This is a genomic window from Christiangramia aestuarii, assembly GCF_009735585.1.
GTDB lineage: Bacteria > Bacteroidota > Bacteroidia > Flavobacteriales > Flavobacteriaceae > Christiangramia > Christiangramia aestuarii.
In genome coordinates this window covers 601,016-627,586 of the sequence record NZ_VJVW01000001.1, presented here as the reverse complement: position 1 = coordinate 627,586, position 26,571 = coordinate 601,016, and the positions used below count along the sequence as shown (strand labels likewise).

Here is a 26,571-nt window from a genome sequence, read left to right as displayed (position 1 = left end):
CGTCTTGAGCTTTTCGTAAGATTTATTTATCCATTACCAGTTCTCGTTTGGCGGTTTTTTTCTTTTCAGCAAACTGGTTGCTGGTGTTTTTCTCTCCACCTGCTTTAAGCGCTTTTTCACCTGCGAAGAAGGTCTTATGATCATCTCCCAGGTCTGAACCTGCCATGCGCTGGTGTTTCACGCAGGAAACTCCTTTGCGTATTTCCTGTCTTTGTACACTTTCCACATAGGCCAGCATTCCGTCTTCAGAAAAATAACCTCTGGTAAGATCGTTCATGTGCAAGGCCGTAGTGTGATAGGTTGGCAGCGTGATGAGGTGGTGGAAAACCCCTGCTTCCCTGGCGGCATCTTTCTGAAAAGTCTTGATCTTTTCATCTGCACGATGACAAAGTTCAGATCCGTCATATTCAGCATCCATCAGGTTATTTCTGTCATAAGCCGTCATATTCTCACCTTCGGCAAGCATTTCCTCGTAAGCCTGGTTGCGGAAATTCAGTGTCCAGTTAAAAGAAGGGGAGTTATTATAAACCAGTTTGGCGTTTGGAACCACTTCTTTTACGCGGTTCACCATATGCGCGATCTGCTTGACATTTGGCGTGGGAGTTTCTATCCACAGCAGGTCTGCCCCGTTTTGCAGGCTGGTGATACAGTCTAAAACCACACGGTCTATATTGGAACCATCTTTGAATTTATAGAGTCCGTTAGGCAGTCGAACCGGGCGCACCAGTTTACCGTCTCTTTTTAAAAGCACATCGTCTTCCCGGGCATCTTCAATAGCTATATTTTCAGCCTCTACAAATGCCAGGTATTTTGAAGCCAGGTCACCTTCCTGCTGACTTACCGGTAACTTCTGGGTTAAGCCGGCACCCTCAGAATCTGTCCTTGCTACGATAACCCCTTCTTCAACTCCCAATTCCAGGAAAGCATATCTTACCGCATTCAGCTTGGCGATAAAATCCTCATGTGGTACGGTCACTTTCCCGTCCTGGTGCCCGCATTGCTTGGCATCTGAAACCTGGTTCTCTATCTGGATGGCGCAGGCTCCTGCTTCGATCATTTGTTTTGCCAGAAGATAAGTGGCTTCCTCGTTTCCAAAACCGGCATCGATATCGGCAATAATAGGTACTATATGAGTTTCGAAATTATCGATCTCATCCTGCACATCTTCACCGTTTTCCAGCCTTTTAAAAAGGTCGTTCAGCTCCACGGCATCGGCCTGGCGCAGGAAATCATAGATTTCCTTGATGAGTGCTGGAACCGCGGTTTTTTCATGCATAGATTGGTCTGGCAGGGGTCCGAATTCTGAACGCAAAGCGGCAACCATCCAGCCAGACAGGTATAAATACTTCTTATTCGTTGTTTTATGATGCTTCTTTATGGCGATCATGTTCTGTTGCGCCACAAAGCCATGCCAGCTACCAAGCGATTGAGTGTATTGAGAATGATCCTGGTCGTATTCGGCCATATCCTTTCTCATGATAGCGGCAGTGTATTTCGCAATATCCAAACCGGTTCTAAAACGATTCTGGGTGATCATTCTGGCGGCATTCTCCGGGTTAATGGAATTCCAGCTTTCCCCGTATTTCTGTTTGAGGTTTTGAACCTTTTCCAGGGCAGATTGATACTTAGTTTGCGATAAATTTTTCATAATTTTGTGTTTGATTATTGAATTTTTCTGAAATTTTGATAATTAGGTCTCGCAATCTATGGCAGTAGTTGCGAGACATTTTTTTATAGGTATTTATACGCCGGTAGCGTTAAGAATTCTTCGAACCTTTCTGAAATTGCCAGTTTATCGAAGAGTTTGAAGGCTAATTCAAACCTGGTGTTCTTTTTAATATTTGATTCCCCATATTCGGTGAGTATCTTTTCAACCTCATCGTCGAAAATATCGATGTATAGCTCCATGTTGAATTTTCTTCCGTCTTCCAGGACCACTTCATTTTTCAACCATTGCCATAACTGGGTTCTTGAGATCTCGGCCGTTGCAGCATCTTCCATTAAATTGTATAGCGCCACTGCGCCATAACCGCGCAGCCAGGCTTCCATATAAAGGATTCCGACATTGATATTTTTCCTGATGCCGGCTTCGGTAACAGTTCCCTTTGGAATTTCAACTAGGTCTTTTTCCGTTATCTGAACATCATCCCGGGATACATCTAACTGATTGGCTTGTGGCATGTGTTTGTTGAATTCGGTCATGGCAACTTCTACCAGCGCCGGATGCGCTACCCAGGTACCGTCATGGCCATTCATCACTTCCCTTTCCTTATCTTTTCGAACCTTTTCGATAGCAGCGGCATTGGCCCGATCGTTATTTTTGATCGGAATTTGTGCAGCCATTCCTCCAATTGCCAGGATACCACGTTTATGGCAATGCTGTATCACCAGTTTGGAATAAGCGTCCATGAACGGCGAGGTCATGGTCACCTGGTCACGGTTAGGCACCACAAAATCTTTATGATTTCTGAATTTCTTGATATAGGAGAAAATATAATCCCAGCGACCGCAATTCAAACCTACAATATGATCTTTCAATTCATAAATGATTTCATCTAATTGAAAACTTGCGGTGATGGTTTCCACCAGGACGGTAGCTTTAAAAGTGCCTTTGGGAATCTCTAAATAATCCTGGGCAAAATTAAATACCTCGTTCCACCATCGCGCTTCCAGGTAGTGTTCCAGTTTTGGAAGGTAGAAGTAAGGAGCCGTGTTATTTTCCAGCATGGTCTTAGTATTATGGAAAACATACAATCCAAAATCTACCAGGCTTCCAGACATCTGCTGATCATCAACCAGAAGGTGTTTTTCATTGAGATGCAGGCCCCTGGGGCGAACCAAAAGAACAGCGGTTTCTTCGTTTAGCTGATATGATTTCCCACGTTTGGCATCGGTCAGTGAAATGGTCTTTTTATTGGCATCGATCAGGTTACGCTGGCCTTCCATTACATTTTTCCAGGAAGGAGCGGTGCTGTCTTCAAGATCGGCCATAAAGGTTCTTGCTCCTGAATTCAAAGCGTTGATGATCATCTTTCTGTCTACAGGTCCGGTAATTTCTACCCGCCTGTCCTGAAGGTCCTCCGGGATCTCTCCGGCTTTCCAGTCACCTTCGCGAATAGTTTTGGTTTCAGATGGAAACTCCGGCAAATTACCTTTATCAAAATACTTCTGCAGTTCCTTTCTTTTTTCCAGAAGCGATAAACGCTGAGCATTAAATTTCTCGTGAAGCGCGACGATAAAATCGAGAGCTTCATCGGTTAAGATCTCAGGGTAGTAATTGGTTACTTCTTTTGAAAAGTTTAGATCGGCAATTTTTAATGATGTGGTTTCCATAGTTTTAATGTTTTATAGGACAATATTAAAACAAAGAATTTAATAAAACAAGCGAACGTTCGCTAAAAGAATAAATTCGCATTTTGAGGTGTTTCGCAGAATTGTCTATATTTGAGTTATGGAAGAAGATTATATCAAACTGATATTTGGCTTGAAGCTAAAGCAGATAAGGACCGAGAAGAATTTATCCCTGTTCGGATTATCCAAACTTTCAGGATTATCAAAGTCGTATTTGAATGAGATAGAAAATGGAAAAAAATATCCCAAACCGGATAAAATCGCCCTGCTTTCAGATAAATTAGAAGTGCCATATGATCAAATGGTGTCCTTAAAGTTGGACAAAAATCTTGCTCCAATAGGGGAGTTGCTGCAGTCGAAAATCTTAAAGGAAATTCCGCTGGACCTTTTCGGGATCAAGGAAAGTAACCTGATCGATATAGTCTCTAATGCCCCGGCGAAGGTGAATGCTTTTATTAGTACGATCATAGAAATCGCCAAGCATTATAACTTCAGTAGGGAAAGTTTTTTCCTGGCTTCGGTGCGATCTTTCCAGGAGGCGAATAATAATTATTTTGATGACCTGGAGCAGCAGGTGCTCAAGTTCGCCAAAGCTTACCAGGTAGACCTTACCAAATCACCTACCTCAAAAGAACTGGAGGAGATTCTTATTGAGGAATATGGTTATAAGATTAATGAAAGTGAACTGGCTAAATACGAAGACCTGGAAAGCCTGAGGTCTGTTTTTATTCCGAAGACCAATACTTTATTGCTGGCAGATGGAATCGATGAAGCCCAACGTACTTTTATTTACGCCAAGGAAATCGCCTATAATTTCCTGGAAATTTCGGATAGGCTACATTCCTTTCCGTGGATCAAATTCGAAAGATTCGACCAGGTGTTGAATAATTTTTATGCTTCCTATTTTGCGGGAGCATTGGTGATCCCTAAAGAAGAGCTGACCTTAAAACTGGAACAGCTTTTTGAAAAGGAAACCTTCGATGCAGAGTTGTTCACGAAAATGCTAAACGGATTCAATGCTTCCCCGGAGACCTTCTATCAACGTTTAACCAACATTCTGCCAAAGGCATTTAATATAAAAAACCTGTTTTTTCTAAGAATTACGCACCGGGCAAATAGCGGTAAATACTATTTGAACAAAGAACTGCATTTAACTCACCACCATTCCCCCAGGGCGAATGAAACCAATGAGCATTACTGCAGGCGCTGGATGTCTTTGAAAGTTCTTGAAGACATTGCCAAATCTGGTAATTCCCATGAATTTGGCGTTCAGATCTCTAATTATCCCAGTCATGAGAACCAGTATCTCATTTTTTCATCGGCCACCCAGGATCCTTTCCGGGAGAATCAATACCGAAGCATAAGTATCGGCTTGCTTTTGAATAAACAGCTGGAACGCAAGGTGAAATTTCTTGACGATGAAAATATCATTCGTAAAGATGTGGGGGTAACCTGTGAGCGTTGCGCCATTCAGGATTGTGAGGTACGACAGGCTCCGGCCATCGTCCTGAAAAAACGGGAAAGGAACAGAAAGATCGAATCTATTGTAGATGAGTTAACCGAGAAATTCCAGGCTTAGAATTTTTTTAAAGAGGAAAGATTTAAATCCGGAGAGGTATAATTAATAATCCTATGAGATCGCCTAAAAAACAAAAAAAGCCCTGGCCAACCAAAGATGCCATGGAGCAAGTTTACAGTAAGAATCTCTGGGGTGGAAATAAATCTGAATTCTACTCCGGGATCGGGTCTCATCATCCGGAAATCATTGAACCCTATATCGAGAAAGTAACATCCTTTTTAAGATCCTTTGAAAATCCGCCGGTGGTATGTGATCTTGGCTGTGGTGATTTTAATGTAGGCAAAGAATTATTGGATTATGCCGGAAAGTATATTGCGGTAGATATTGTAGAGCCCCTGATCAGACACAATTCGGAAAATTTCAGCCGGGAAAACCTTGAATTCCGCTGCCTGGATATTGCAAAAGACGAGCTGCCGACGGGAGACATCGCTATTTTAAGGCAGGTGCTGCAACATTTATCAAATACTGAAATCCAGTCAATTCTAAAAAAGCTCAGGGATTTCAAATATCTCATTTTAACTGAACATTTGCCGGAAGCCGATTTCATACCAAATATGGATATAATTTCGGGACAGGGAAGCAGGCTTAAAAAACAAAGTGGGGTGGATTTACTGGTGCCACCATTTCTGTGGGAAGTAAAAGAAGAAAAGCCACTATTAACGATCAATTTAGAGGATTATCCAGGGGTAATCCAGACTACCCTATATAAGATTTAGTAAACTCGGAATTCATTCTTAATTTTATTATTAGGGGCCAGTTTTAAATCTTTTTATAAAGGACCAATCCAATAAATATCAATACGAATAAAATTGAGATGAGGATCAGCGTCCTCCAGAAGAGCTTATCAATGATATCCTCTGTTCGATCAAAAGTTGCATCAATACTTTGGGTCGTTAAAGCATTGAGATCTTTAAAACCCGCTTCCCGCTGTGTGTTTATTTGTTCGGAAAGTTCAGCCAAAACGATCGCCCGTTCTTTTTTGATCTCCTCCAGGATGATCTCGCGCTCCTGACGCAGAGCCTGAATTACTGCTATTCGTTCACCGCTAATGTCCCTAAAGGCTGCCTCCCGTTGGTTATCGATCAAATCTGGACTTGATTCCAGTACCAATACCGTTCTTTCCATTAAGTTGGAAATAGAGTCAAAGCGACCGGTCATTTCGGCATTGGTTAGGGCGTTATCGATCAGGTATTCAGATTCCCAGCGTACCTGTTTCGGCAGCACCTCCATATAGGAACCGAGTTGAGCGCGCATTTGATCCAGGCTTTGCGACATATCTTCAGCCAGTCCTTTAAAGGTAACTTTCTCGGCATTTTGAATTTTGGTCATTAAAGGGACCGTGGATTGCCTAACGAAATAGGAGCTGTTAAGGGGATGTTTTTCAGCAAAATCGGTAACGATCCTGGTTCCTTCTGAAATATCATTGTCGGGTACCAGGTTCCGGCCAATATCCAGCAGCTCTTCCCAGAGCGAATCCAAGGTTTCCAGGGCGATATCCTGATGAGGTCCAAAGGAGTCCTTGCCGGCTCCGTTTTCATAAAACAGTTTCAATTGGTAAGTAAAAACTGCTACATCTATATAACCTAGAAAAGGATCGGAATTATAGATCGCGGTATTGGCAACCGGAATCGAATTCAATTTCCAGATCAGGGCTTCGCGTTCAACAGCTGGATCTGTGGATGCTTTCATGATGCTATCGGCAGATTCAGCGATGCTGCGTTCAAACCTGTAAAAGAAATCGTTCATGGTCACCCTAAGCTCTGGTTGAGATATTTCAACAGTACCGCCACCCGGCCCCACAGATTTATTTTTCCTTTGGGCACAGGATATCTGGCTAACACATACCAGGATCAGGAACATCCATTGAATCAAAGCTTTTCTGTATAAGAAATTAATAGTGCCGATTGAATGTAGAGCTAACATGTTGCTAGTTGATTGAAATTCAGAATATAAAAGATATAACATTATTAAGATATACGTAAATAAATGTTATAACAGAACTTAGATGGAAGGGTAACCACTCATAGGTGAGATTTAAGATCATGGGGAATAATGATGAATTCTTTAAAACCTATCATTTTCTAAAAAGAATATTAATAATTCCTGTTTTTTAATATTTCTTAATATCTCATATCAGATCTTTTTTGACTCAATGGCTGTAATAATCATATTTACAGTTAATGTTTCTGTAAGGTGGTTTTATGCTGTAGAAGTGTTGGGTAGTTTAGCAGGATGATTAACAAAAAGATATTCAACAATACGGCTACAGCATTCAGATTAAAATCTGATCTAGAACTTAAACGAGCCATTTTACTTTTTAGCGTTATGGGAAAACCTTTCCTGATCAAACCGGGAATAGCCCTGACAAAATTTGCTCTTAAGGCTAAGTTGCCTGTTCAGCCGCTTATAAAAAATACCATTTTCGATCAGTTTTGTGGAGGAACCAGTATAGACGATTGCAAACCCATCATTAGGGAGATGGACGAGGTGAATATGTCAAGTATCCTCGATTATTCTGTTGAAGGCAAAGAGGAAGAGGAAGAATTCGATTCAGCCTTTAAGGTCAAGAAAGAGCTTATAGCTTTTGCCAGTGAAGAGTCTGAAGTTCCATTTGCCATTTTTAAACCTACAGCTTTGGGGCGCTTTGAAATATGGCATAAAGTAAGTAGTCATATTAGCCTTTCCGATAAAGAAACTGCAGAATGGGAGCGGGTCCGGGAAAGAGTGGAAGGTTTATGTGTAGAAGCTAAAAAATTCAATGTGAGATTATATGCCGATGCTGAAGAGAGTTGGATGCAAGATGCCGCTGATGATCTGATGGAAGATATGATGCGGAAATATAACAAAGAAGAAGCCCTCATATTTAATACATTCCAGTGCTACCGATGGGACAGATTGGATTACCTAAAAGAACTTCACTTAACTGCCCAGAAGGATAACTTTAAAATTGGGGCCAAGATTGTTCGTGGGGCGTATATGGAAAAGGAGAATAAAAGGGCTAAGAAACGTGGTAAAAAGTCGCCAATTTGTAGAAATAAAGAGGCAACAGATGTCAGTTTTAATAGTGTATTGGCCTATTGCCTGGATCATCTTGAGGACATATCAGTATTTATTGGCACTCATAATGAAATGAGTAACTACCTGGCTTTACAAATTATGGAAGATCAGAAAATTGCGAAAGACGATCCCAGAGTTTGGTTCAGTCAGTTATATGGGATGAGTGATCAAATAAGTTATAATCTAGCGGGAAAAGGATATAATACCGCTAAGCTGGTTCCTTTTGGCCCTGTTACAGATGTGGTGCCGTATTTACTGCGCAGAGCAGAAGAAAATTCTTCGGTTGAAGGTCAGACCAATCGTGAATTGGTTTTATTAAATGGAGAGATAGATAGGCGTAATGGAGATGTTCAGAATAAAGAACAGGTTCCAGCATAAATTTCTAATTTTCGGAATATCGCGTACAGTATTTAAGGTACAGACAACAAAATCCCACTTATATCGAGTGGGATTTTTAAATTAAATCATATTTGCAGGTTACCCTGATTTAAATGCTTGGATAATGAGGATTAATAATAATATTCATTACAACGAAAGAGATTGAGGTTTTTATGAGCGAAAGCATAAAATTGAGATAGCACGCTGCGCGATGTTATAGTTTGTGAAGCCCTGAAAAATCAAGGGTTTAAATTTTTGAATTTTAGGATTTGCGTCAAATGGCCTCGAAAGCCGCATTTTTACATTGATTTTTGCGACAAATTAAAATCAAATCAAAAAATTTTGGGAACCAGTTACCTGTATCTGCATTCTGGCAGACTTGTTGTAAATTTGCCTCGGCTAAATTAGTCAGCCCTGTAATCATTGAAAACTAAGGATATATGAAGGTAAGTATTTGGTCAGATGTTAGATGTCCTTTCTGTTATATAGGAAAGAAAAAATTTGAAGATGCCCTGGAACAGTTTCCAAATAAAGGCAAAGTAGAAATCGTTTGGAAAAGCTTTCAACTCGATCCCACCTTAAAAACCGATCCCCATACCTCGATGCTGGAGTATTTCGTAAAGGCTAAAGGTGTAAGTGAAGAGCAGGCCCTGCAAATGTTCAGCGGCGCTACAAAAATGGCAGAGGAAGCAGGTATCTCAATGAATCTTCAGGAAGGGATCCTTGCAAATTCATTTGATGCTCATCGCCTTATTCAATTTGCTAAAACCAGGAACCTGGGGAATGAGATCAAGGAAGCTCTCTTTGAAGTTCATTTTGAGCAAGGGAAGAATATTGACGATATCTCTATTCTCTCAGAGGTTGCTGCGTCTATAGGCCTGGATGCTGAAGAGGTTAAGCAGGTTTTAAATTCTGACGCCTATGCCTATGAAGTGAAACAGGACGAGATGGAGGCACAGAATATTGGTGTGCGAGGAGTTCCATTCTTTGTATTTGATGATAAATATGCCATTTCCGGAGCCCAGCCAGTTGAAGATTTCCTTCAGACTTTAGAAACAGTATGGCAGGAAAGTAAATCTGAACTTAAGGTCGCCGAAGGGGATTCGTGTTCAAGCGAGGGAAATTGTGACTGAGAAAACTTGTGAATTCAATAAACTATTGTAGCTAGCTTTTCTTCTTAGAATCCTTTTTAGAAGCCTGGGCATCCAGCTTTTTCTCAGGGCTTTCATATCCTAGTTAAGGAAACAATCCGGGTATCTTTCTTATATAAAATGATAGTGGACTGCGTCCACCGCCCGCGTGCACTCAAGCTTTAGCGGGGGCGCAAGCTCGCAGATAATAAAAAAGTAAACTAAAAATAAGAGAAGGTGATATAATAAAAAAGCTCGCCTTCGCTCAAAAAAGAGCTTCGGCGAGCGTAGGTGGAGTCGGAGGGGCTGGCTGCGCCTTAACCTTTAACTCCTATTCTGTAAATGCATCCGGCTGTCCTTGCAGTCCAGGCGCCTTAAAACCAAAAAATCTGCTCAGGTGAAATACCTGGCAGATTTTTTAATTTTAATCCGCAGCCCGGCTGCGCTTAATTGTGGAGTCGGAGGGGTTCGAACCCTCGTCCAAACAAGCAATTCAGATGCTTTCTACACGTTTAGTTTTCACTTGATTGTCGATGCAAAGCCGGCCGAAAACCACCAACTTTACACGTATCCTCGCTTAAGTTTCGGAAACTCATCAAGGCCCTGAGCTCCCTATATTTACTTTATCGGTGCCTCTGGTGTGGACGCCGTAAATCAAGGCTTCCACGAGACATCTTGGCTCCCTGCCTTGCAGGGACTAAGTATAACCTACTGTGATTCGGTTACGCAGCCAAGGCGTAGTTATTCTCGCCGTTTAAAAAAGTGTGAAATATGAGATTTAAGAGCTATATCCCAGCGCTCTACGTGCTTACAACTCAATTAGACTCGCTGTCAAAACCAAGTCGACCCCATAAAATAATGAACATCTTCTTTGTGATCTGGGCGTTGCCACTGCGCTTTCGCTTCGTGGCCGGGCTATGCGCTCATAGTTTTTGTTCGTCACCTCGCAAAAAGCTAACCGCTGCTATCCCTAACGCGAATGAGAACGGTTAAAATTGTTAGATTTTAACCAGTTCGAATTCGTCCCGAATTTATTTCGGGACCTGTTGCGATGCTGAAACAAGTTCAGCATGACATCTCCAGAATTTTCAAAGAAATCCGACCGTAGTTTACGATCGGGCCAGCAAAGATACTCATTTAAATTTATATCTTTGAGACACTACAATATTAAGCAAAACCCATACCAGAATGATAAAATTCGCCCTGATCAAAGAACGAAAAACACCACCAGATAGAAGAGTGCTTTTTTCACCACAAATGCTAAAAAAAGTAGTTTCCCAATTTCCGGAAGCCTCCTTTAAAGTGGAAAGTTCTGATATCAGGATCTTTAGCGATGACGAATATCGTGAGGCAGGTTTTGAAGTTTCAGAAGATATCAGCGATTGTGACGTACTTCTGGGAGTAAAAGAAGTACCGATCCCGAATCTGATACCTGACAAAAAGTACTTTTTCTTTTCTCATACCATCAAAAAGCAGCCATATAATCGTGACCTGCTTCGTGAAATTCTGTCAAGAAAGATAGAATTATACGATCACGAGGTGATCACCAATAAAAACAAGGCACGTTTAATAGGGTTTGGACGCTATGCCGGGCTTGTTGGGGCTTATAACGGGATTCGAGCCATTGGGATCAAAGAAAACAAATTCCAGTTACCCAAGGCTGAAGACCTGCCAGATCTCGATGCCATGCTAAAAGAACTGGACGGCATCGAACTGCCAGCCTATAAATTCGTGCTTACCGGTAGCGGGAAAGTTGCCCGTGGTGCCCGGGAGATCCTCGAGCATCTAAAGATCAAACAGGTAGACCCCGAAACTTACCTGGTGAATGAATTCGATAAGCCGGTATTTTGTCATATCGATGTGTTAGACTACGCCAAAAGAAAGGATGGTGCTGAAGGCAGCCGAAAGGAGTTCTATAATGTTCCGGAAAATTATGATTCCGACTTTATGAAATTCGCCAAGACCAGCGATGTTTTCATCGCCGGGCATTTTTATGGACAGGGAGCACCGGTCTTTTATACCAAGGAGGATATCAGGCATAAGGATTTCCGAATTAAATATGTGGCCGATATTTCCTGCGATATCGCCGGTCCCGTTGCCAGTACCATCAGGCCTTCCACCATAGCCGAACCCTTTTACGGCTACGACAAGGAAACTGGCGGTGAGGCAGATTTCATGAACCCAAAATCCATCGCGATTATGGCAGTGGATAACCTGCCATGTGAACTACCAAAAGATGCGAGTGAAGGTTTTGGGGAGATGTTCCTGGAGCACGTAATTCCTGCATTTTTTAACGATGACAAGGACGGTATCCTGGGGCGAGCCCGCATGACACAAAAAGGAAAAATGACTCCTTTATATTCTTATTTACAGGACTATGTGGATGGAAAAATTATTGCAAATGAAGATTAGTAAACTATTTGCCCTTTGCGTTTTTCTGCTTCCTGTGTTTCATATCCAGGCTCAGGAAATGGAGGTAATGACCTATAATATCAAGTACGCCAACGAAAAAGACGGTGAGAACAGCTGGTCTAAACGTAAAGCCTGGATCACCAGCCAGATCGGGTTTTATGAGCCGGATATACTGGGAGTGCAGGAAGCGGTGAAAGCCCAGCTGGAACATTTTTCCGAAGAGCTTGATCAATATGCGGTAATCGGTGAAGCCAGGGATGGAGGAGATAAAGGAGAGTTTAGTGCGATCCTGTACAAAAAGGAGAAATTCGATATTTTGAAAGAAGATACCTTCTGGCTTTCTCAAACCCCTGATGAGGTAAGCAGGGGATGGGATGCCGATTTCAACCGGGTTTGTACCTATGCACTTTTTGAGAATAAGGAAACCGGAGAAAAGTTCTGGATCTTCAATACCCATTTTGATCATGTGGGAACAGAGGCCCGTCGCGAGAGTTCAAAATTGATCACCTCAAAGATTAAGGAATTGAATAAGGAAGAGTTGCCGGTCTTGCTGATGGGTGATTTTAATCTGGAACCTGATTCCGAAGAAATAAAAATGATTTCAGAATTCCTGGTCGATTCTAGAGATAAGGCTGATAAAACATTCGGACCTGAAGGAACCTTTAACGGCTATAACTTCAGCGAACCTGTGACCCGTCGCATCGATTATATCTTCAGCAATGAAGAAGTATTGGTAATAAAATATGCGGTCCTGAGCGATTCAAAGGACCTGCGTTACCCATCAGATCACTTCCCGGTAATGGTCGAGGTGGAGTTTTCAGAATAGCCTAAACGGTAATATTCAAGGGCTCCCGTGAGTAGAATTCCAAGGCTGTAGGCGAGCAGGTCCCAGGGAGAAAAGCTGCTTCCTATTACGATCAGCACGATTTCGGGAAGCTGGTATTGCAGGACCTTCACAATATTGATGAGTTGGAAAAATTCAACTGCAAAAGAGAAAAGAAAAACGATTATTAGACTTTTCAGAATGGAAAAACTGGTAATGGCTCTAATAAAGCAATAAATTAGGATCACTACCAGGAGATCTCCTCCATAAGGCCTTATCAGCTCATCTTCCAGGAAAATCGCGATCAGGGTCTCAATAATGAGAATGATAAGAAACCAGAAGGCATAAAAAGTTTTTCCCGGGCTTTTAATTAACATGGTCGCCTAATTTCTTTAGGTTTTGAAATCTTAAGTTGTTACCTGGTCCATATGCTTGATATCCTTTTTATATTCCGGAGGGAGTAAGAGTTCTTTAAAGACCTTATCGAGGCTCACTTTCCTGCTAATTTTATAGACATCAATCAATGAAGTAAGCAACGAAAAAGCTCTTAAATTTAGTTTTTTTCTCACCATTTCCGGTAATAATAGGATCTGGGTTTCCAATAGCAACCTGTACCTTGTCCACCCAAGATGTTTTCGATATTGCCGGAATAGGTCCCTGGTATAATTTCCGAAGTATAAATGCTGTTGAATGTGCAGGTCCCGCATTTTCAAATAACTATCAAAATTCCTTGGCAGACCTTGCAGATGCATATGTTGCCCAACTAGGGAAAAAACTCGAAAAACCTCCTTCTTTTCTTCAAGGCTAAGTTTTCTTTCCAGGACCTCGTAAGATCTAATGGAGTAATCGATAAGCATGAATAATACGTCCCGGTAGGCCCAGTCTGGGATTTTACTGCTCCGGGCATTTTCTACTGAAGCATGTATATGGTTCATTCTGTGGATAGCCTTTAAAGCTGAAGGCCTGTCTGAAAAGACGATCTCCCTGGCATAGGATACTGTTGAAAATAATCTTCCCAGGGGATCTTCGGGAAGTTTCCCGGTAAAGTATAGCCAGTCTACCGCTTTGTTCAGGGCGAATTCAGCAGAAGCCCCGGCGAAAATGAATAAAATGGTATCGCTCTTTCCCCAGATCTCCCTTACGATCGAATCTTTACTGACGAAATATTCCATGTTTTTTAGTTTAACTACCTGCAAAAGGAGTTCCGAAAATTCCAACGGCAAGCTCAGCCCAGATCATGAAAAACACGACCAGAATAACCCCGCAGACGATGATTCTTTTGCCGGTGCCAGTAATCTTTCTTAAGGCAAATTCTATCGCCAGACCTGTAATTAGTAATAAAAATCCCATTACCAGGAAATCAAATGGAGACCAGTCCACACCGGTATCGAACTGCATGGCGATAAATGGGATGAGGAGGATGGAGACAACAACTAGCAGTACGGTCAATAATCTTTTAGGTTTCATAATGTTTAGTATTAAATTATTTACTTAATAAAGTACTTTGAAAAACAAAGTGAATTGATAAAAAAATTTAGCTCTTGGTTTTTAGGCCATTTTCTGGGTTCAATAATTTTTCCAGTGCGGCCAGGTGTTCCTGGAAGGCTTTACGGCCAGTGGTTGTGGCGATATACTTCGTATTCGGTTTTCGATCTATAAAAGATTTTTCCACTTTAATATAGTTCTGTTTTTCTAGCGCTTTGGTATGACTGGCCACATTACCATCAGTAGCTCCCAGAAGTTCTTTTAGGGTTTTAAAATCGGCATGATCGTTCACCATTAGTACGCTCATTATCCCCAAACGGATCCTGTGATCGAAAGCCTTATTTATATTGCTTATTATATTCTTCATTCAGCAGATTTTCTGTCATATTTATTATGCATCCAGATGCCATAAATAATATGAAAGAGCCCAAAACCTATAGCCCAGAAATAAATGCCATAATCAACGAACTGGGTGGCGATAAGACCAAGGATCACATTCGCATATCCCAGGCTTTTGAGATCTGCAAAGGTATACTTACTTCCGTGAATTAGGGCGAGTCCGTAGAAAATTAGCATGGAAGGGGCGAGGAGACCTACCAGGCCGTACTGCAGCAGCACCAGGCAAAAAATGCCTCCTGCCGCCAGAGGGGCAAAAAAATTGATGACCAGTCTTTTACTGGTATGATCCCAGATTTTCTGATCGTTCTTTTTTGCTTTTCTGGTAGTTAGGAATATAGCCGTTCCAATGGCCAGTAGCAGCACCGCGATAGCTATCAGGGTTAGTTGCCGGGAAATAATTTCATCTATGTTAATGGGAGAAATAGCTTCGTAATTAGAGACCGCTTCCCGGCCAGACAGGATGGATTTGGCCAGAAGGGCTCCTATGATGGCGTAGCAGCCGGCAAAAACTCCTGATAAACCACTCAGGGAGATAAAACGGGAAGAGCGATTCATCATATTCCTGATCTCGCTAAGATCCTGCAGATACTTGTTATTTTCCATTTTAAAGTACTTTGAAAAACAAAGTAAAACTATTAAGTTCAGATTTACAAGCCTTCTATAAAAAAAGCCCTGTATTTTTTACAGGGCTTTCCTAGTTCTAAAAATTTTATAAGGCTCTATGCTTGAGGCGATTCATTTTCCTGGGTCAGTTCTATCATCAATCCAATCTCCTGTAATAACTTGGCATTATTACCATCATATCCTACCGATTTGAAGTTGATCCTGCCATCGGGGCCAATAATGATCTTCGTTGGGATGCCGCTGATCTCAAAATCTGAAACAACCAAAAATTCCCGGCTGCCTTCCGTCACAGGTTCGTCCATAAGTACGTGGAAGGAATAGTTATTTTCTTTTATGAATTTAGATACGTCCTCTTTTCTGTTCTCTCCATTTTCCCAGGTATTCACAAAGAAAAACTCAACATTTTCCTGATCCTTATATTTTTCCACGGCTTTTTGCATTCCAGGGAAAGACATTTTGCATGGACCGCACCAGGTTGCCCAAAAATCCAGGATAACGGTTTTTCCTTTAAGGTCGGCCAGGGTGATCTCATTCCCTTGCAGGTCTTTTAATTTAAAAGACGGAGCCTCCTCATTAATCATATCCTTCTTTAACTCCATCCTTTGGTTGGCCAGGGCCTCTTCTTTAAGAGAGACAAGGAATCCATCAAAATCCTGATTTGGATTTTCCCTGGTATATGCGGTTTTCAGGTAATCTTCCATTTCGGCAGAAGCACGGTTATCCTTTATAAAGTCTTCAGCTTCCTTGATCGCTTTTTTATCATGACCTGCTTCGGTTAGGAACTGAACATAACGGGTATTCGCATCGGCACTGGACTTCTCTGAGATCGCCTGTTTCTGGATCTCGATGGCTTTTTCCAGGTCTCCCTGCTTGTATTTTACCAGGGCATAGGTGTCTGCATACATGGCCCTGCCATACTCGAGTGAATTCCTGAATTGCTTTTTAGACCACATATCTGGTTTTTTCTCCAGGGTAGATTCGGCATCAAGAAGCTCCAGGGATTTGGCGGAGATCTCGCTGGCTAGCTCCAGGTTTTCCCCTTTTTCTGCAAGATCCCATGCAACAGAATTATATATACCGGCTTGGGTTCTAGGATCATCGATTTTAGAGGCATATTTCTTAAAATTCTCCCAGTCCTTCTTATCGGCATAAGCACTGGCAATATATCTTAACATGATATCTTTCTCATAGCCGGCAGTACCTATCTTCTGGTTATAGGTCTCCAGGTGCTTTAATTTATCTTCTAGCTCGGGGCTTTGCACAACCTTCATCATAAGTTCGCGCTTTGCCATCTCACCCTTCGGAAATTTGGTGATCGCAACCTGCGAAATAGAATCGGCTTTGGCCTTGTCATTCTTATTGTTGTATAGGGCTACCAGCGTGCTATAATTTTCGCTGTTAAGAGAGTCTTTCTTTTTATAATAATCTATCCTTTCAGCGATATAAGAATCTCCCTTTTCTTTATCCAGAGAGAGCAGGGCATTAGCATAATATGTGTCATAATCTTCCCGGATGGAAGAATCCATTTTTACCGCTTTTTCCATATAACTGAAAGCGGAATCCTTTTCAACCTTCAGGTCGAACAGGCTGGCGGCATTGCTAAGGTAAACCCCTTTGGTAGCCATGGAATGTGGCATTTCTTTACCATTCTCATCATAAAGGCTTAATACATAACCCTTATCATTATTAGTATCATATTTTTCATCCTTTTTAAAGTTGAAGGCGATAGCATGAATGGTATCCGGGATGCTTACCTTACCATAGTAAGCGTTGGCAGAATCTTTAAGCTCGATATCCTGTGGGTAGAAGTCATTTCCTTTTAAATAGCTCACCATGGCATCTGGCATTACCGAGTCCTTCTTAGTGTATCTAATATAGATCTCTTCACCCGGTTGGGGTTTGGAATTGGAAACGTAAAGATTGCCCATTTCCATACCCTTATCTTCCGGTTTATCTTCTTCGCAGGAAGAGAATGAAACAAGGACGGCCAGGGCCAGCATTTGGGTTAAATTTTTCATTTTGAATTTTAGTATAGGTTGTTAATGCCCTAAATCTAAAGAAATTATTGCTTAAATGATAAGATAACCCGGTATAATCGACGACTTACGTTTAGGGGTGCAAATTATTTAGCTACCCAGAGCGGAATCCTCAAACTTCGGTCAAAAAGTTCATCGGTCACACTACCTACGAGCAGGGAAGAAAATACGTTTCCACCAACATCTCCCACAACAAGCAGGTCTGTCCCGGCTTTTTCGGCTTCCAGGGCTATCCTTTCGGCAACACTGGCTTCACGGCCTCGAATAATTTTGGGTTCCACTTCCTGTATCCCGTTTTTCTTCAGGAATTTATTGAATTTATCCCTCGTATGTTTTTCGATTTTTGGCACCATTTCTTCCTTGTCCAGGTAGGGAGTGAATTGTACCGGCACATTGTAAATATGCACCGCGGTCACCTGCGCACCGATTTTATTACTAAGCCTTTTGGATAGCTCGAAGGCTTTAACCGATTCTTTAGAGAAATCGGTTCCTGTCCAGATTTTATCCAGTTTGGCATTCACATTTTCTGGAATAGACAGAATATCACATTTTAATAGGCGTAATAATTTGTCTGAAACTACTCCTGTACCTTTATATTTATATTTGTTCCCCAGCATGACCAGGTCTATACCGTACTTATGAACTATATAGTTCATAAGCGATTCTGTATAGGGATCTTCAGAAATAAGAACCTGAAAAGGGACATCTGCGGTGAAATGCTCTGTAACCTTTTCATCGAGTTCATCACTTATCACCTGTTCTATATTCATCTCTTTCAGTTGTTCCTGGAAAAGATCTGAGATCTCATATTTTTTGATATTATGTACGAAATAAACCTTTTCCAGCTTTAGTTTTTCCGCCAGGAAAGAGGCGTATTTTATGAGGTCCATATCCATTGCGGTAAGGTCCAGTGCGACCAGGATCGTGTTTAAATTTTCCATTTTAGTCTTTTTTATCGGCTGGTTTAATATTTCTCTTTTTAACTATATCTGAAACGATCTCTTCATAATTCTCCAATTGTTTTTCAGATTTTTTCTCCTCGAGTTTCCTCAGATCTTCCTTGAGGCCTTTATAAAGTGAGTAACACATAATTAGAAGAATGATAGCGAAAGGCAATCCTGTGACTATGGTCGCAGTCTGTAAGGCCTGCAATCCTCCTCCCACAAGTAGCACAGCTGCAACAGCTCCCTCGGTTACCGCCCAGAAGATACGCTGACCTACCGGGGCGTCTATTTTTCCACCAGAGGTTAGGCTGTCTACTACCAGCGATCCAGAGTCTGAAGAAGTAATGAAGAATCCTGCGATCAATAGTACCGCCACCACGTTAATGATCATGGATAATGGGTAATCCTCGAAAAATACGAACAGGGCGGTGGCAATATCATCGTTCACCGCCTGATTAAGAGCTTCATTACCTCCCATGATTTGTTCAATGGCCACACTTCCGAAGGCAGACATCCAGAAAAAGGTTACCAGTGAAGGTACAAGTAGTACTCCTAGGATGAATTCCCTGATGGTTCTTCCCTTGGAGATTCTCGCGATGAACATTCCTACGAATGGAGACCATCCTATCCACCATCCCCAGTAGAATACTGTCCAGTCGTTCTGCCAGTTTCCGTTAGTATAAGTTTCGCTCCATGTGGAGATTTCCAGGAAATTGAAAAGGTAACTTCCGGTATTTTCAACAAAAGACCTGAAAATGAATATGGTTGGTCCCAGGATAAGTGCCAGTACCAGTAACACCACGGCGATGCGCATATTCCATTCACTAAGTACTTTCACCCCCTTGTCTACACCAAGCACCACAGAAAGAGTGGCTATTCCAGTAATAATGGCTATAATGGTTACCTGGGCGGTTATTCCGGAGGGAAGTCCAAATACATGGTCAAGCCCAGAAGCGATCTGCTGTACTCCGAATCCCAGTGAGGTCGCCAGTCCAAAGAGGGTTGCCAGGACGGCAAAAATATCGATGACATCCCCGATCTTTCCATAGATCTTATCACCTAAGAAAGGATAAAAGATGGATCGGATCGTAAGTGGTAGTCCCCGCGTATAGGTAAAATAACTCAGGGATAGACCTACCAGGGCATATACGGCCCAGGCATGGAAACCCCAGTGTAAAAAGGTGAAATTCATCGCTTCCTGCGCTGCCGCCGCGGTGCCGGCTTCGGCAGTAGGAGGACTGTTAAAATGCATTACCGGTTCACCAACCCCAAAAAATAAAAGTCCGATTCCCATACCAGCGCTAAAGAGCATGGCAAACCAGGAAAGGGTTTTGAATTCAGGTTTGGCATTCTGACCACCTATCCGCAGTTTTCCAAAGCGGCCCAGGGCCAGGTAAATGAGGAAAACAAAGAAGATGTTGATACATAAAATAAAGAACCAGTCGGCGTTCTTGGCCACGCCATTTTGCAATTCTTCAAAAAAGGTCTCTGCCTGTTCCTTAAAAATAAGGGTAAGCGCGATACTGGCGACAATGAAAATAGAAGAGGTGAAGAACACAGGGCCATTTACCTCCAATCCGAAGATGGATTTCTTTTCGTCGCTTCTTGTTACTTTTTCTGCCATAAAATTTAATCTTTCTATTTAAAAATAATAGCCAATATTTATATTGAATCTGGCTTCCCATTTGGCATTGGGATTTCCTTCCGCAAAATCGTCCACGAAATTTCCGCCTAGCCAGGATTGGTTATACCCCGCGGCGTAATCTATATAGGTGTATAGCTTTCCGGCGGTTACCAGCACGCCGGTAACATTCATAAAGCTATCCTCAAAACTGTCCACATCCTTATCCATAAAACCGAAGTCATTATAGAACTCAAGGTTGGAGACCGGACCTAATTTTACAGGTACGCTCTTGGAAATGGCCAGGGTATAAATATTAAAATCTGAAGCTACAGCATATGGTGCGCCGTAAGCTCCCATTTGTATGATCTCATTGGTCTCACCCTCGGCATTCTCGGGGTCATGATCTATTTTCATTGCCTGCAGCTTTAAATTCCAGTTCTTTACAAAGAATTCGTAATGCAGGGCAAGGCCGCTATGCGTACCCATTTTTTCAGTATCAAGATTGTAAAGTCCGCCAAACTGGGCCGAGGCACCGAACCGATGTTTAAAATCCTCCCCGATCTTATAAATGATCTTTCCGTTTACCTGGTTGGCTTCCTTGTTCCTGCCCACCACGTCGTAAGAATATCGGGAGCTGCTGGCCTCTGTAGTATTGCCAAAACGCAATTCCTCGGCATTCTTATAGAATGCGATATCATATTCAAATTTTTCACCTTCATGGAGGAATTTTACGCCCATGTCATGGTCATCTTCCAGTCCCATATAATAGGTGAGATTAAAGAACCAGTTATTAGAATTGTATTGTTGTATCCCAAAAGGAACCTGGCTTAAGCCTACCTGAAGTTCGTTCTTTTCGTCGAAGCGGTAACCTACCCAGGCCTGCTTGAGAAAGCTGCCTCCAAAAGCCTCTGAATACCACCTGTATTCAGCATCTATATAGAAATCCCCATAAGTGCCGTTCACGTTTATACGGAACATGTCATAACCAAAATCTCCGCCACGATCTTTTTGCGCATCCTTCCAGGAAGATAGGTTATAATTGAACCTTAAAGCACCGCCTATGTCCAGGCTTGGTTTTTCCTGGGCTGAAACTTTTAAGGGCCCCAGGATTATAAAAAGGAATAAAGGGATTAGAAATTTTTTATATTGTAATTTTTGGGTCATTCACCTTGTTTTCGTCTGGTTTTCACTCTTCAGTTAATTAGAAATAATAGCCGATATTGATATTGAATCTTGCTTCCCATTTTGCATCGGGATCACCCACAGAGAAATCATCTACATAGTCGCCTCCTAACCAGGAATGGTTATACCCGGCGGCATAATCTATAAAGCAATAGATAGGGCCGGAGCTGAATAATACGCCGGTAACGTTCATGAAAGAATCTTCAAAGCCTTTCTTGCGTTTATGCATATAACCAAAATCATTATATACCTCGATGTGTTTGAAAAGTTTGGTGTCTATATCGAGGATCCTCGAAACCCCCAGGTTATATATCTCAAAATCTGCCGCTACTTCGTAAGGAGCTCCAAAGGCTCCCATCTGGATCACGTCTCTGGATTCTCCAGGAGCATTTTTAGGATTGAACCCTGAAGTAAGGGCCTGTGCTTTAACGATCCAGTCTTCGGTCTGGTAATCATAATGTACTGCCAGGGCATAGCGATCCCCCGTATCTTCGGTGTCCAGGTTATAGATCTGCCCGTATTGGACAGAGGCGCCAATCTTATGTTGTTTGAAACTTTCGGGTTTGTAGATGATCTTCCCGTTAAGCTGGTTGGTTTCCTTATTTCTTCCTACAATATCATAGGCATACCTGCTGTTGGAATTTTCAGTAGTATTACCAAACCTTAGCTCTTCAGAATTCTTGAAAAAAGCGAAGTGATATTCCATTCTTTCACCAGAATAGGTATAGACGACTCCCATATCATAGTCGTCCTCCAGGCCTACATAATAGGGAAGGTTAAAAAAGAAGTTATTGGAATTATAACGCTCGTTACCGAAGGGGACTTTGGCAAGACCAACCTCGATCGTCCTTTTCTCATCGAAATTATATCCCACGACTCCTTCTTTAAGGAAATCTCCTCCAAAAAAATCGGAGTAGAATCGATATTCTGCAGCGAAAAATATTCCCTGGTAGGTACCGCTCGCATTTATTCTGAATAGATCATAACCAAAATCTCCGCCACGATCTTTCTGAGATTCCTTCCAGGAAGATAGGTTGTAATTAAATCTTAAAGCCCCGCCGATGTCAAGCTTTAATTTGTCTTCTTCCTGGGCGGTTAAACTAGACGTTGATAAAAAGCTAAATACCCCCAAAAAGAATAAGGAAAGGTACAAGCTGCCTAGAGTATTGATTCTGAGCATCGTGTAGGGATTATTGGTTTGCTGTAACCTTAAAGATAGAACCAAATATCCTTTTTGAAAACTCTTTATGAGTATCTTAAGACAATAAATAAAAAAAGCCACCGTTGGGAGCGGTGGCTTGAATGCTAAATTCGATATTTTTCTATAGGGAATTTACCGTTTTTCTAATTGCAACCAGGTTGCTCAGTAATTTTTCCAGGTGTGCCAGATCCAGCATATTGGCGCCATCACTCTTCGCATTTGCAGGATCAAAATGTGTCTCGATGAACAACCCGTCTACCTTGTTCACAACCCCGGCACGGGCAATGGTTTCGATCATATCTGGTCGCCCGCCGGTTACCCCGCTGCTTTGGTTGGGTTGCTGAAGCGAATGGGTGACATCCAGCACCGTGGGGGCGAATTCCCTCATGGTAGGAATCCCTCTGAAATCCACGATAAGATCCTGGTATCCGAACATGGTTCCACGGTCGGTGACCATCACCTGTTCGTTATTGCAGTCGGTCACTTTGGTTACGGCATGTTTCATGGCTTCAGGACTCATAAACTGGCCTTTTTTAAGGTTCACCACTTTACCGGTTTCGGCCGCGGCCACCACAAGGTCTGTTTGTCGCACCAGGAAAGCCGGGATCTGCAGTACATCTACATATTCAGCCGCCATTTTTGCATCGTCGATCTCGTGAATATCGGTGACCGTGGGAATGTCAAAAGTTTCAGATACCTTTCTTAGTATCTTAAGGGCCTTTTCGTCCCCAATTCCAGTGAAGCTGTCTATCCTGCTTCGGTTGGCTTTTTTGAAGGAGCCTTTAAATACGTAAGGGATCTCCAGTTTATCGGTAATGGCAACAACCTTTTCAGCAATTCTCAAAGCCATATCCTCACCTTCTATAGCGCAGGGGCCCGAAAGAAGGAAGAAATTATCGCTGCCGGTATGTTTTATATTTGGAATTTTATCAAGTTTCATCTCTCATGATTTTGGCGCAAAGATAACTGAATTAATGGCGCATTGCAATTAAGCTGAAACTGAAATAATTCGGCTTAAAAATGTAATTTTCTGTAAATTAGAGTCTTGTTTAATTTAATTATAGTCTTATGAAAATTCATGAATTCCTTATTCCCCAATTACAGCAGGAAGTAACTTTAACCGAAAAGTTTTTGAAAAGGATTCCGGAGGATAAGATGGGATGGAAGCCTCATGAAAAATCTATGACCATCAAGCAGATCGCCAATCATCTTGCCGAGATCCCTTCATGGATCACCGGTACCATGGAGGCCGAGTCGCTGGACCTTAAAGGATATACCGCGCCAGATTTTGATAAGGTAGAAGATATTGTTAAGGAACTGAAGAAAAATACCGCGGGGGCTGAAACCTCTTTGCGCAAGGACGACGATGAGTTTCACCGCACCTGGAGAATGACCAGGGATGGCGAGACTGTTTTCGAAATGCCAAAGTTCAATGTTTTACAGGCCATGGTGATGAACCAGTTCCCGCATCACCGGGCCCAGCTGGGAGTTTATTTCCGATTACTGGATATTTCGGTTCCGGCAACTTACGGGCCATCGGCCGACGAGTCCTGATATAAAACAAAAAAACCGCCTGAAAAGGCGGTTTTTAATTTAACCTGTTGGGATATTCTACATTTCATCCAGCTCGCCACAGGCAACTGGAATAGTAGCAACATATTCGTCGTTATTATTCATTCCGTGAAGAACGATCACACGATCTTCCAGCTCACCAAGTTCCTCGGCAGTTGGGTTACCATTTTCGCCCAGCATGAAAGATTTTTCGTAGTTGATGTTTCCGTCGGCATCGGCCATTGGAAAATCATCTAGAGGTAGAAGTACTTCTCCATAAAATGGAGCACCCTCTGGAATGGTGATGATACCATCCTCATCTGCATCTGCAGTGGCAGGAGGGCAGGTAGCGTTCTCACCATTGCTAAGGCCGTGGATATGCTGAGGGTGGGCCTGGTTGGCTACCATTCCCTGGGCCATTACATTTACGGTTAGCATATTGTCCTGAACAGAAACCGTGGCTACTCCGCTTGCTCCAGATTCGTTGATAGAACCCAGTTGTGCTTCGTAGGTCATAAGATCTACTACATTCTCGTTGTCATCGTCATCATCACAACTTACCGCTCCAAGAGCCAGCATCGATAAAAATAATCCTTTAATAATTTTCATAACAATTCTTTTATTTAGGCTCGAAACTAGGGGAATTGCCAGGTCGCTTCAAGAATTTTAAAAGCATTTAACAGGCTTGTTTTTCAGCTTTAACAGTGATGATATTTCCAGCATGGCCTAAGCAGATTGCGTTTCAGTTAAGTAGGACTGAGAACCAATAAAAGCTTTGCTTCGGTCATTAACTTTTTTAGGACAATTTTGGGCTTTCGATCAATTTCATCTGTTTTCCAGTGAATTGAGATTTCTTCAAACCGAAAAAATAGGATTAAACAGCTTGATTTTCAATAAATTAAAATCTTTTAAAACAACGATGGATTCGCGAAAAATAGCTGTACATTTGCAGCCTTAAAAATAAGGCTACATGACAGCTATTAGAAATATCGCGATTATCGCACACGTTGACCACGGGAAAACTACCCTGGTTGATAAAATTATGCATCACTGTGAATTGTTCCGTGATAACGAGTCTACGGGTGAACTTATCCTGGATAATAATGATCTTGAAAGAGAGCGTGGGATCACCATTACCTCCAAGAACGTATCTGTGACCTATAAGGATACCAAGATCAATATCATCGATACTCCTGGTCACGCCGATTTTGGTGGTGAGGTAGAACGAGTATTGAACATGGCCGATGGTGTATTACTTTTGGTAGATGCATTTGAAGGGCCTATGCCACAAACACGTTTTGTACTTCAGAAGGCTATAGACCTTGGTTTGAAGCCATGCGTGGTGGTTAATAAAGTAGATAAGGAAAACTGTACTCCAGAAGAAGTTCATGAGAAAGTGTTCGACCTTATGTTCGAACTCGGTGCTGAAGAATGGCAGCTGGACTTCCCAACTGTATATGGTTCGGCCAAGAACAACTGGATGAGCGAAGACTGGAAACACCAGACCGAAAATATCGAGCCGCTTCTGGATATGGTAATTGAACATATACCTGCTCCTAAAGTTGATACCGAGGGTACTCCTCAAATGCTTATCACTTCTTTGGATTTCTCATCATTTACCGGCCGTATCGCGATTGGTAGACTGCAGAGAGGGATTCTGAAGGAAAATCAGCAGGTTTCTTTGGTGAAGCGTGATGGTAGCATTAAGAAAACAAGAATTAAAGAATTACATACTTTCGAAGGCCTTGGGCGTAGAAAAGTTGAAGAAGTACAGGCAGGAGATATTTGTGCCATCGTAGGTCTTGAAGGTTTTGAAATTGGTGATACTGTTGCCGATTTTGAAAATCCTGAAGGATTAAAGACCATTCGTATCGATGAGCCTACCATGAGTATGCTTTTCACAATTAACGATTCTCCTTTCTTCGGAAAAGACGGAAAGTTCGTAACCTCAAGACATATCAAGGAAAGACTTTACAAGGAACTTGAAAAGAACCTTGCTCTTCGTGTTGAAGAGACCGATAGTGCTGATAAATTCATGGTTTATGGTCGTGGTGTACTTCACCTTTCTGTACTTATCGAAACTATGAGAAGAGAAGGATACGAGCTTCAGATCGGGCAGCCACAGGTGATCATCAAGGAAATTGATGGTGTGAAGTGTGAGCCTGTTGAAGAACTTACTATCGACCTTCCGGAAGATGTTTCAGGAAAGGCGGTAGAGATGGTAACCATGAGAAAAGGGGAGATGCTGAGCATGGAAGCTAAAGGTGACCGGATGAACATACAGTTCATCATTCCTTCCAGAGGGATCATTGGGTTGAGAAACCAGTTGCTTACCGCTACAGCCGGTGAGGCCATCATGGCTCACAGGTATAAAGAATACCAGCCGCTTAAAGGAGGAATTCCAGAAAGACAGAACGGTTCTCTGGTTTCTATGGAAAAAGGAAAAGCGATTCCTTATTCTATAGATAAGCTTCAGGATAGAGGTAAATTCTTCGTAGATCCGGGTGAGGATATCTATGAGGGTCAGGTGATCGGTGAGAACTCGCGCCAGGATGATATGGTAGTGAATATCACTAAAACCAAGAAGCTTTCTAATGTACGTTCTTCCGGAGCAGATGACAAGGCGAAGATAGTTCCTGCGATCAAGTTCTCCCTGGAAGAGGCACTGGAATATATTCAGAAAGATGAATATGTGGAAGTTACGCCAAACCACCTGAGACTTAGAAAAGTTCTTCTTACTGAAAACGAAAGAAAAAGAGCTAAGGCTATTTAAGCTGGAAAATAAATTTTAAAGG

At 42.1% G+C, this 26,571-nt stretch carries 23 protein-coding genes and 1 other RNA gene; 8 read left to right on the top strand and 16 right to left on the bottom strand.

What is annotated here, in order from left to right; translation table 11 throughout:
- Window positions 1–22: 22 nt before the first annotated feature.
- Both FLP08_RS02775 and aceB read right to left on the bottom strand, forming a co-directional pair.
- Entirely contained in the window at window positions 23–1,648 is a 1,626-nt protein-coding gene (locus tag FLP08_RS02775) for an isocitrate lyase (protein ID WP_156273800.1), read from the bottom strand.
- An 83-nt stretch (window positions 1,649–1,731) separates the two neighbouring features.
- The gene (gene aceB, locus FLP08_RS02770; RefSeq protein WP_156273798.1) at window positions 1,732–3,333 is read right to left on the bottom strand and encodes a malate synthase A; all 1,602 of its coding nucleotides are present in this window, start codon (window positions 3,331–3,333) and stop codon (window positions 1,732–1,734) included.
- Window positions 3,334–3,451: 118 nt separating this feature from the next.
- Between aceB and FLP08_RS02765 the strand changes: the two genes are divergently transcribed.
- Entirely contained in the window at window positions 3,452–4,930 is a 1,479-nt protein-coding gene (locus FLP08_RS02765; protein ID WP_156273796.1) for a helix-turn-helix domain-containing protein, read from the top strand.
- Between the two features lie 53 nt (window positions 4,931–4,983).
- Window positions 4,984–5,646, top strand: coding sequence for a class I SAM-dependent methyltransferase (locus FLP08_RS02760; protein WP_156273794.1), 663 nt, complete (start codon window positions 4,984–4,986; stop codon window positions 5,644–5,646).
- Window positions 5,647–5,689: 43 nt separating this feature from the next.
- Here the strand turns inward: FLP08_RS02760 and FLP08_RS02755 are convergent, their stop codons facing one another.
- Entirely contained in the window at window positions 5,690–6,802 is a 1,113-nt protein-coding gene (locus FLP08_RS02755; protein ID WP_156273792.1) for a hypothetical protein, read from the bottom strand.
- A 360-nt stretch (window positions 6,803–7,162) separates the two neighbouring features.
- On the opposite strand from FLP08_RS02755, the gene FLP08_RS02750 reads away from it, so the two are divergent.
- Together FLP08_RS02750 and FLP08_RS02745 are read left to right on the top strand one after the other, a co-directional pair.
- The gene (locus FLP08_RS02750; RefSeq protein WP_156273790.1) at window positions 7,163–8,365 is read left to right on the top strand and encodes a proline dehydrogenase family protein; all 1,203 of its coding nucleotides are present in this window, start codon (window positions 7,163–7,165) and stop codon (window positions 8,363–8,365) included.
- Between the two features lie 440 nt (window positions 8,366–8,805).
- Window positions 8,806–9,498: a DsbA family oxidoreductase gene (locus FLP08_RS02745; protein ID WP_156273788.1), complete on the top strand. Its 693-nt coding sequence runs from the start codon at window positions 8,806–8,808 to the stop codon at window positions 9,496–9,498.
- A gap of 447 nt (window positions 9,499–9,945) precedes the next feature.
- Here FLP08_RS02745 and ssrA read toward each other — a convergent pair.
- Window positions 9,946–10,345, bottom strand: a transfer-messenger RNA (tmRNA) gene (ssrA, locus tag FLP08_RS02740).
- A 338-nt stretch (window positions 10,346–10,683) separates the two neighbouring features.
- Here ssrA and FLP08_RS02735 point away from each other — a divergent pair.
- A complete protein-coding gene (locus FLP08_RS02735) occupies window positions 10,684–11,907 on the top strand; it encodes an NAD(P)-dependent oxidoreductase (protein WP_156273786.1) in 1,224 nt (407 codons plus the stop codon).
- On the top strand, window positions 11,897–12,733 hold the full coding sequence (locus FLP08_RS02730; protein WP_156273784.1) for an endonuclease/exonuclease/phosphatase family protein: 837 nt from the start codon (window positions 11,897–11,899) through the stop codon (window positions 12,731–12,733). The genes FLP08_RS02735 and FLP08_RS02730 overlap by 11 nt, the downstream gene beginning before the upstream one ends.
- Here FLP08_RS02730 and FLP08_RS02725 read toward each other — a convergent pair.
- The 11 genes from FLP08_RS02725 to kdsA all read right to left on the bottom strand — a co-directional run bounded on the left by FLP08_RS02725 (window position 12,694) and on the right by kdsA (window position 23,165).
- Window positions 12,694–13,107 (bottom strand): ribosomal maturation YjgA family protein, encoded by a 414-nt coding sequence (locus FLP08_RS02725; RefSeq protein ID WP_156273782.1) that lies wholly within the window; start codon window positions 13,105–13,107, stop codon window positions 12,694–12,696. The genes FLP08_RS02730 and FLP08_RS02725 overlap by 40 nt on opposite strands.
- Before the next feature lie 30 nt (window positions 13,108–13,137).
- Window positions 13,138–13,902 (bottom strand): oxygenase MpaB family protein, encoded by a 765-nt coding sequence (locus FLP08_RS02720; protein WP_156273780.1) that lies wholly within the window; start codon window positions 13,900–13,902, stop codon window positions 13,138–13,140.
- Between the two features lie 10 nt (window positions 13,903–13,912).
- Entirely contained in the window at window positions 13,913–14,197 is a 285-nt protein-coding gene (locus FLP08_RS02715) for a hypothetical protein (RefSeq protein ID WP_156273778.1), read from the bottom strand.
- 67 nt (window positions 14,198–14,264) lie between these two features.
- Window positions 14,265–14,582 carry a winged helix-turn-helix domain-containing protein gene (locus tag FLP08_RS02710; RefSeq protein WP_156273776.1) on the bottom strand — a complete coding sequence of 106 codons (318 nt, stop codon included), beginning with the start codon at window positions 14,580–14,582 and terminating at the stop codon, window positions 14,265–14,267.
- Entirely contained in the window at window positions 14,579–15,217 is a 639-nt protein-coding gene (locus FLP08_RS02705; protein ID WP_156273774.1) for a hypothetical protein, read from the bottom strand. The genes FLP08_RS02710 and FLP08_RS02705 overlap by 4 nt, the downstream gene beginning before the upstream one ends.
- Window positions 15,218–15,333: 116 nt before the next feature.
- Window positions 15,334–17,256, bottom strand: coding sequence for a TlpA disulfide reductase family protein (locus FLP08_RS02700; RefSeq protein WP_156273772.1), 1,923 nt, complete (start codon window positions 17,254–17,256; stop codon window positions 15,334–15,336).
- Window positions 17,257–17,360: 104 nt separating this feature from the next.
- Window positions 17,361–18,215, bottom strand: coding sequence for a universal stress protein (locus tag FLP08_RS02695; RefSeq protein ID WP_156273770.1), 855 nt, complete (start codon window positions 18,213–18,215; stop codon window positions 17,361–17,363).
- A 1-nt stretch (window position 18,216) separates the two neighbouring features.
- Window positions 18,217–19,842, bottom strand: coding sequence for a BCCT family transporter (locus tag FLP08_RS02690; RefSeq protein ID WP_156273768.1), 1,626 nt, complete (start codon window positions 19,840–19,842; stop codon window positions 18,217–18,219).
- A gap of 18 nt (window positions 19,843–19,860) precedes the next feature.
- Window positions 19,861–21,006 (bottom strand): putative porin, encoded by a 1,146-nt coding sequence (locus FLP08_RS02685; RefSeq protein ID WP_156273766.1) that lies wholly within the window; start codon window positions 21,004–21,006, stop codon window positions 19,861–19,863.
- 37 nt (window positions 21,007–21,043) lie between these two features.
- Window positions 21,044–22,204, bottom strand: coding sequence for a porin family protein (locus FLP08_RS02680; protein ID WP_156273764.1), 1,161 nt, complete (start codon window positions 22,202–22,204; stop codon window positions 21,044–21,046).
- Between the two features lie 142 nt (window positions 22,205–22,346).
- On the bottom strand, window positions 22,347–23,165 hold the full coding sequence (kdsA, locus tag FLP08_RS02675; RefSeq protein ID WP_156273762.1) for a 3-deoxy-8-phosphooctulonate synthase: 819 nt from the start codon (window positions 23,163–23,165) through the stop codon (window positions 22,347–22,349).
- A gap of 128 nt (window positions 23,166–23,293) precedes the next feature.
- On the opposite strand from kdsA, the gene FLP08_RS02670 reads away from it, so the two are divergent.
- On the top strand, window positions 23,294–23,779 hold the full coding sequence (locus FLP08_RS02670; RefSeq protein ID WP_156273760.1) for a DinB family protein: 486 nt from the start codon (window positions 23,294–23,296) through the stop codon (window positions 23,777–23,779).
- A 57-nt stretch (window positions 23,780–23,836) separates the two neighbouring features.
- On the opposite strand, the gene FLP08_RS02665 is transcribed toward FLP08_RS02670, so the two are convergent.
- Window positions 23,837–24,385: a CHRD domain-containing protein gene (locus tag FLP08_RS02665; protein WP_156273758.1), complete on the bottom strand. Its 549-nt coding sequence runs from the start codon at window positions 24,383–24,385 to the stop codon at window positions 23,837–23,839.
- Window positions 24,386–24,746: 361 nt separating this feature from the next.
- Between FLP08_RS02665 and typA the strand changes: the two genes are divergently transcribed.
- Complete coding sequence (gene typA / locus FLP08_RS02660; RefSeq protein ID WP_156273756.1) at window positions 24,747–26,549, top strand: translational GTPase TypA; 1,803 nt, start codon at window positions 24,747–24,749, stop codon at window positions 26,547–26,549.
- The last annotated feature ends 22 nt before the right edge of the window (window positions 26,550–26,571 follow it).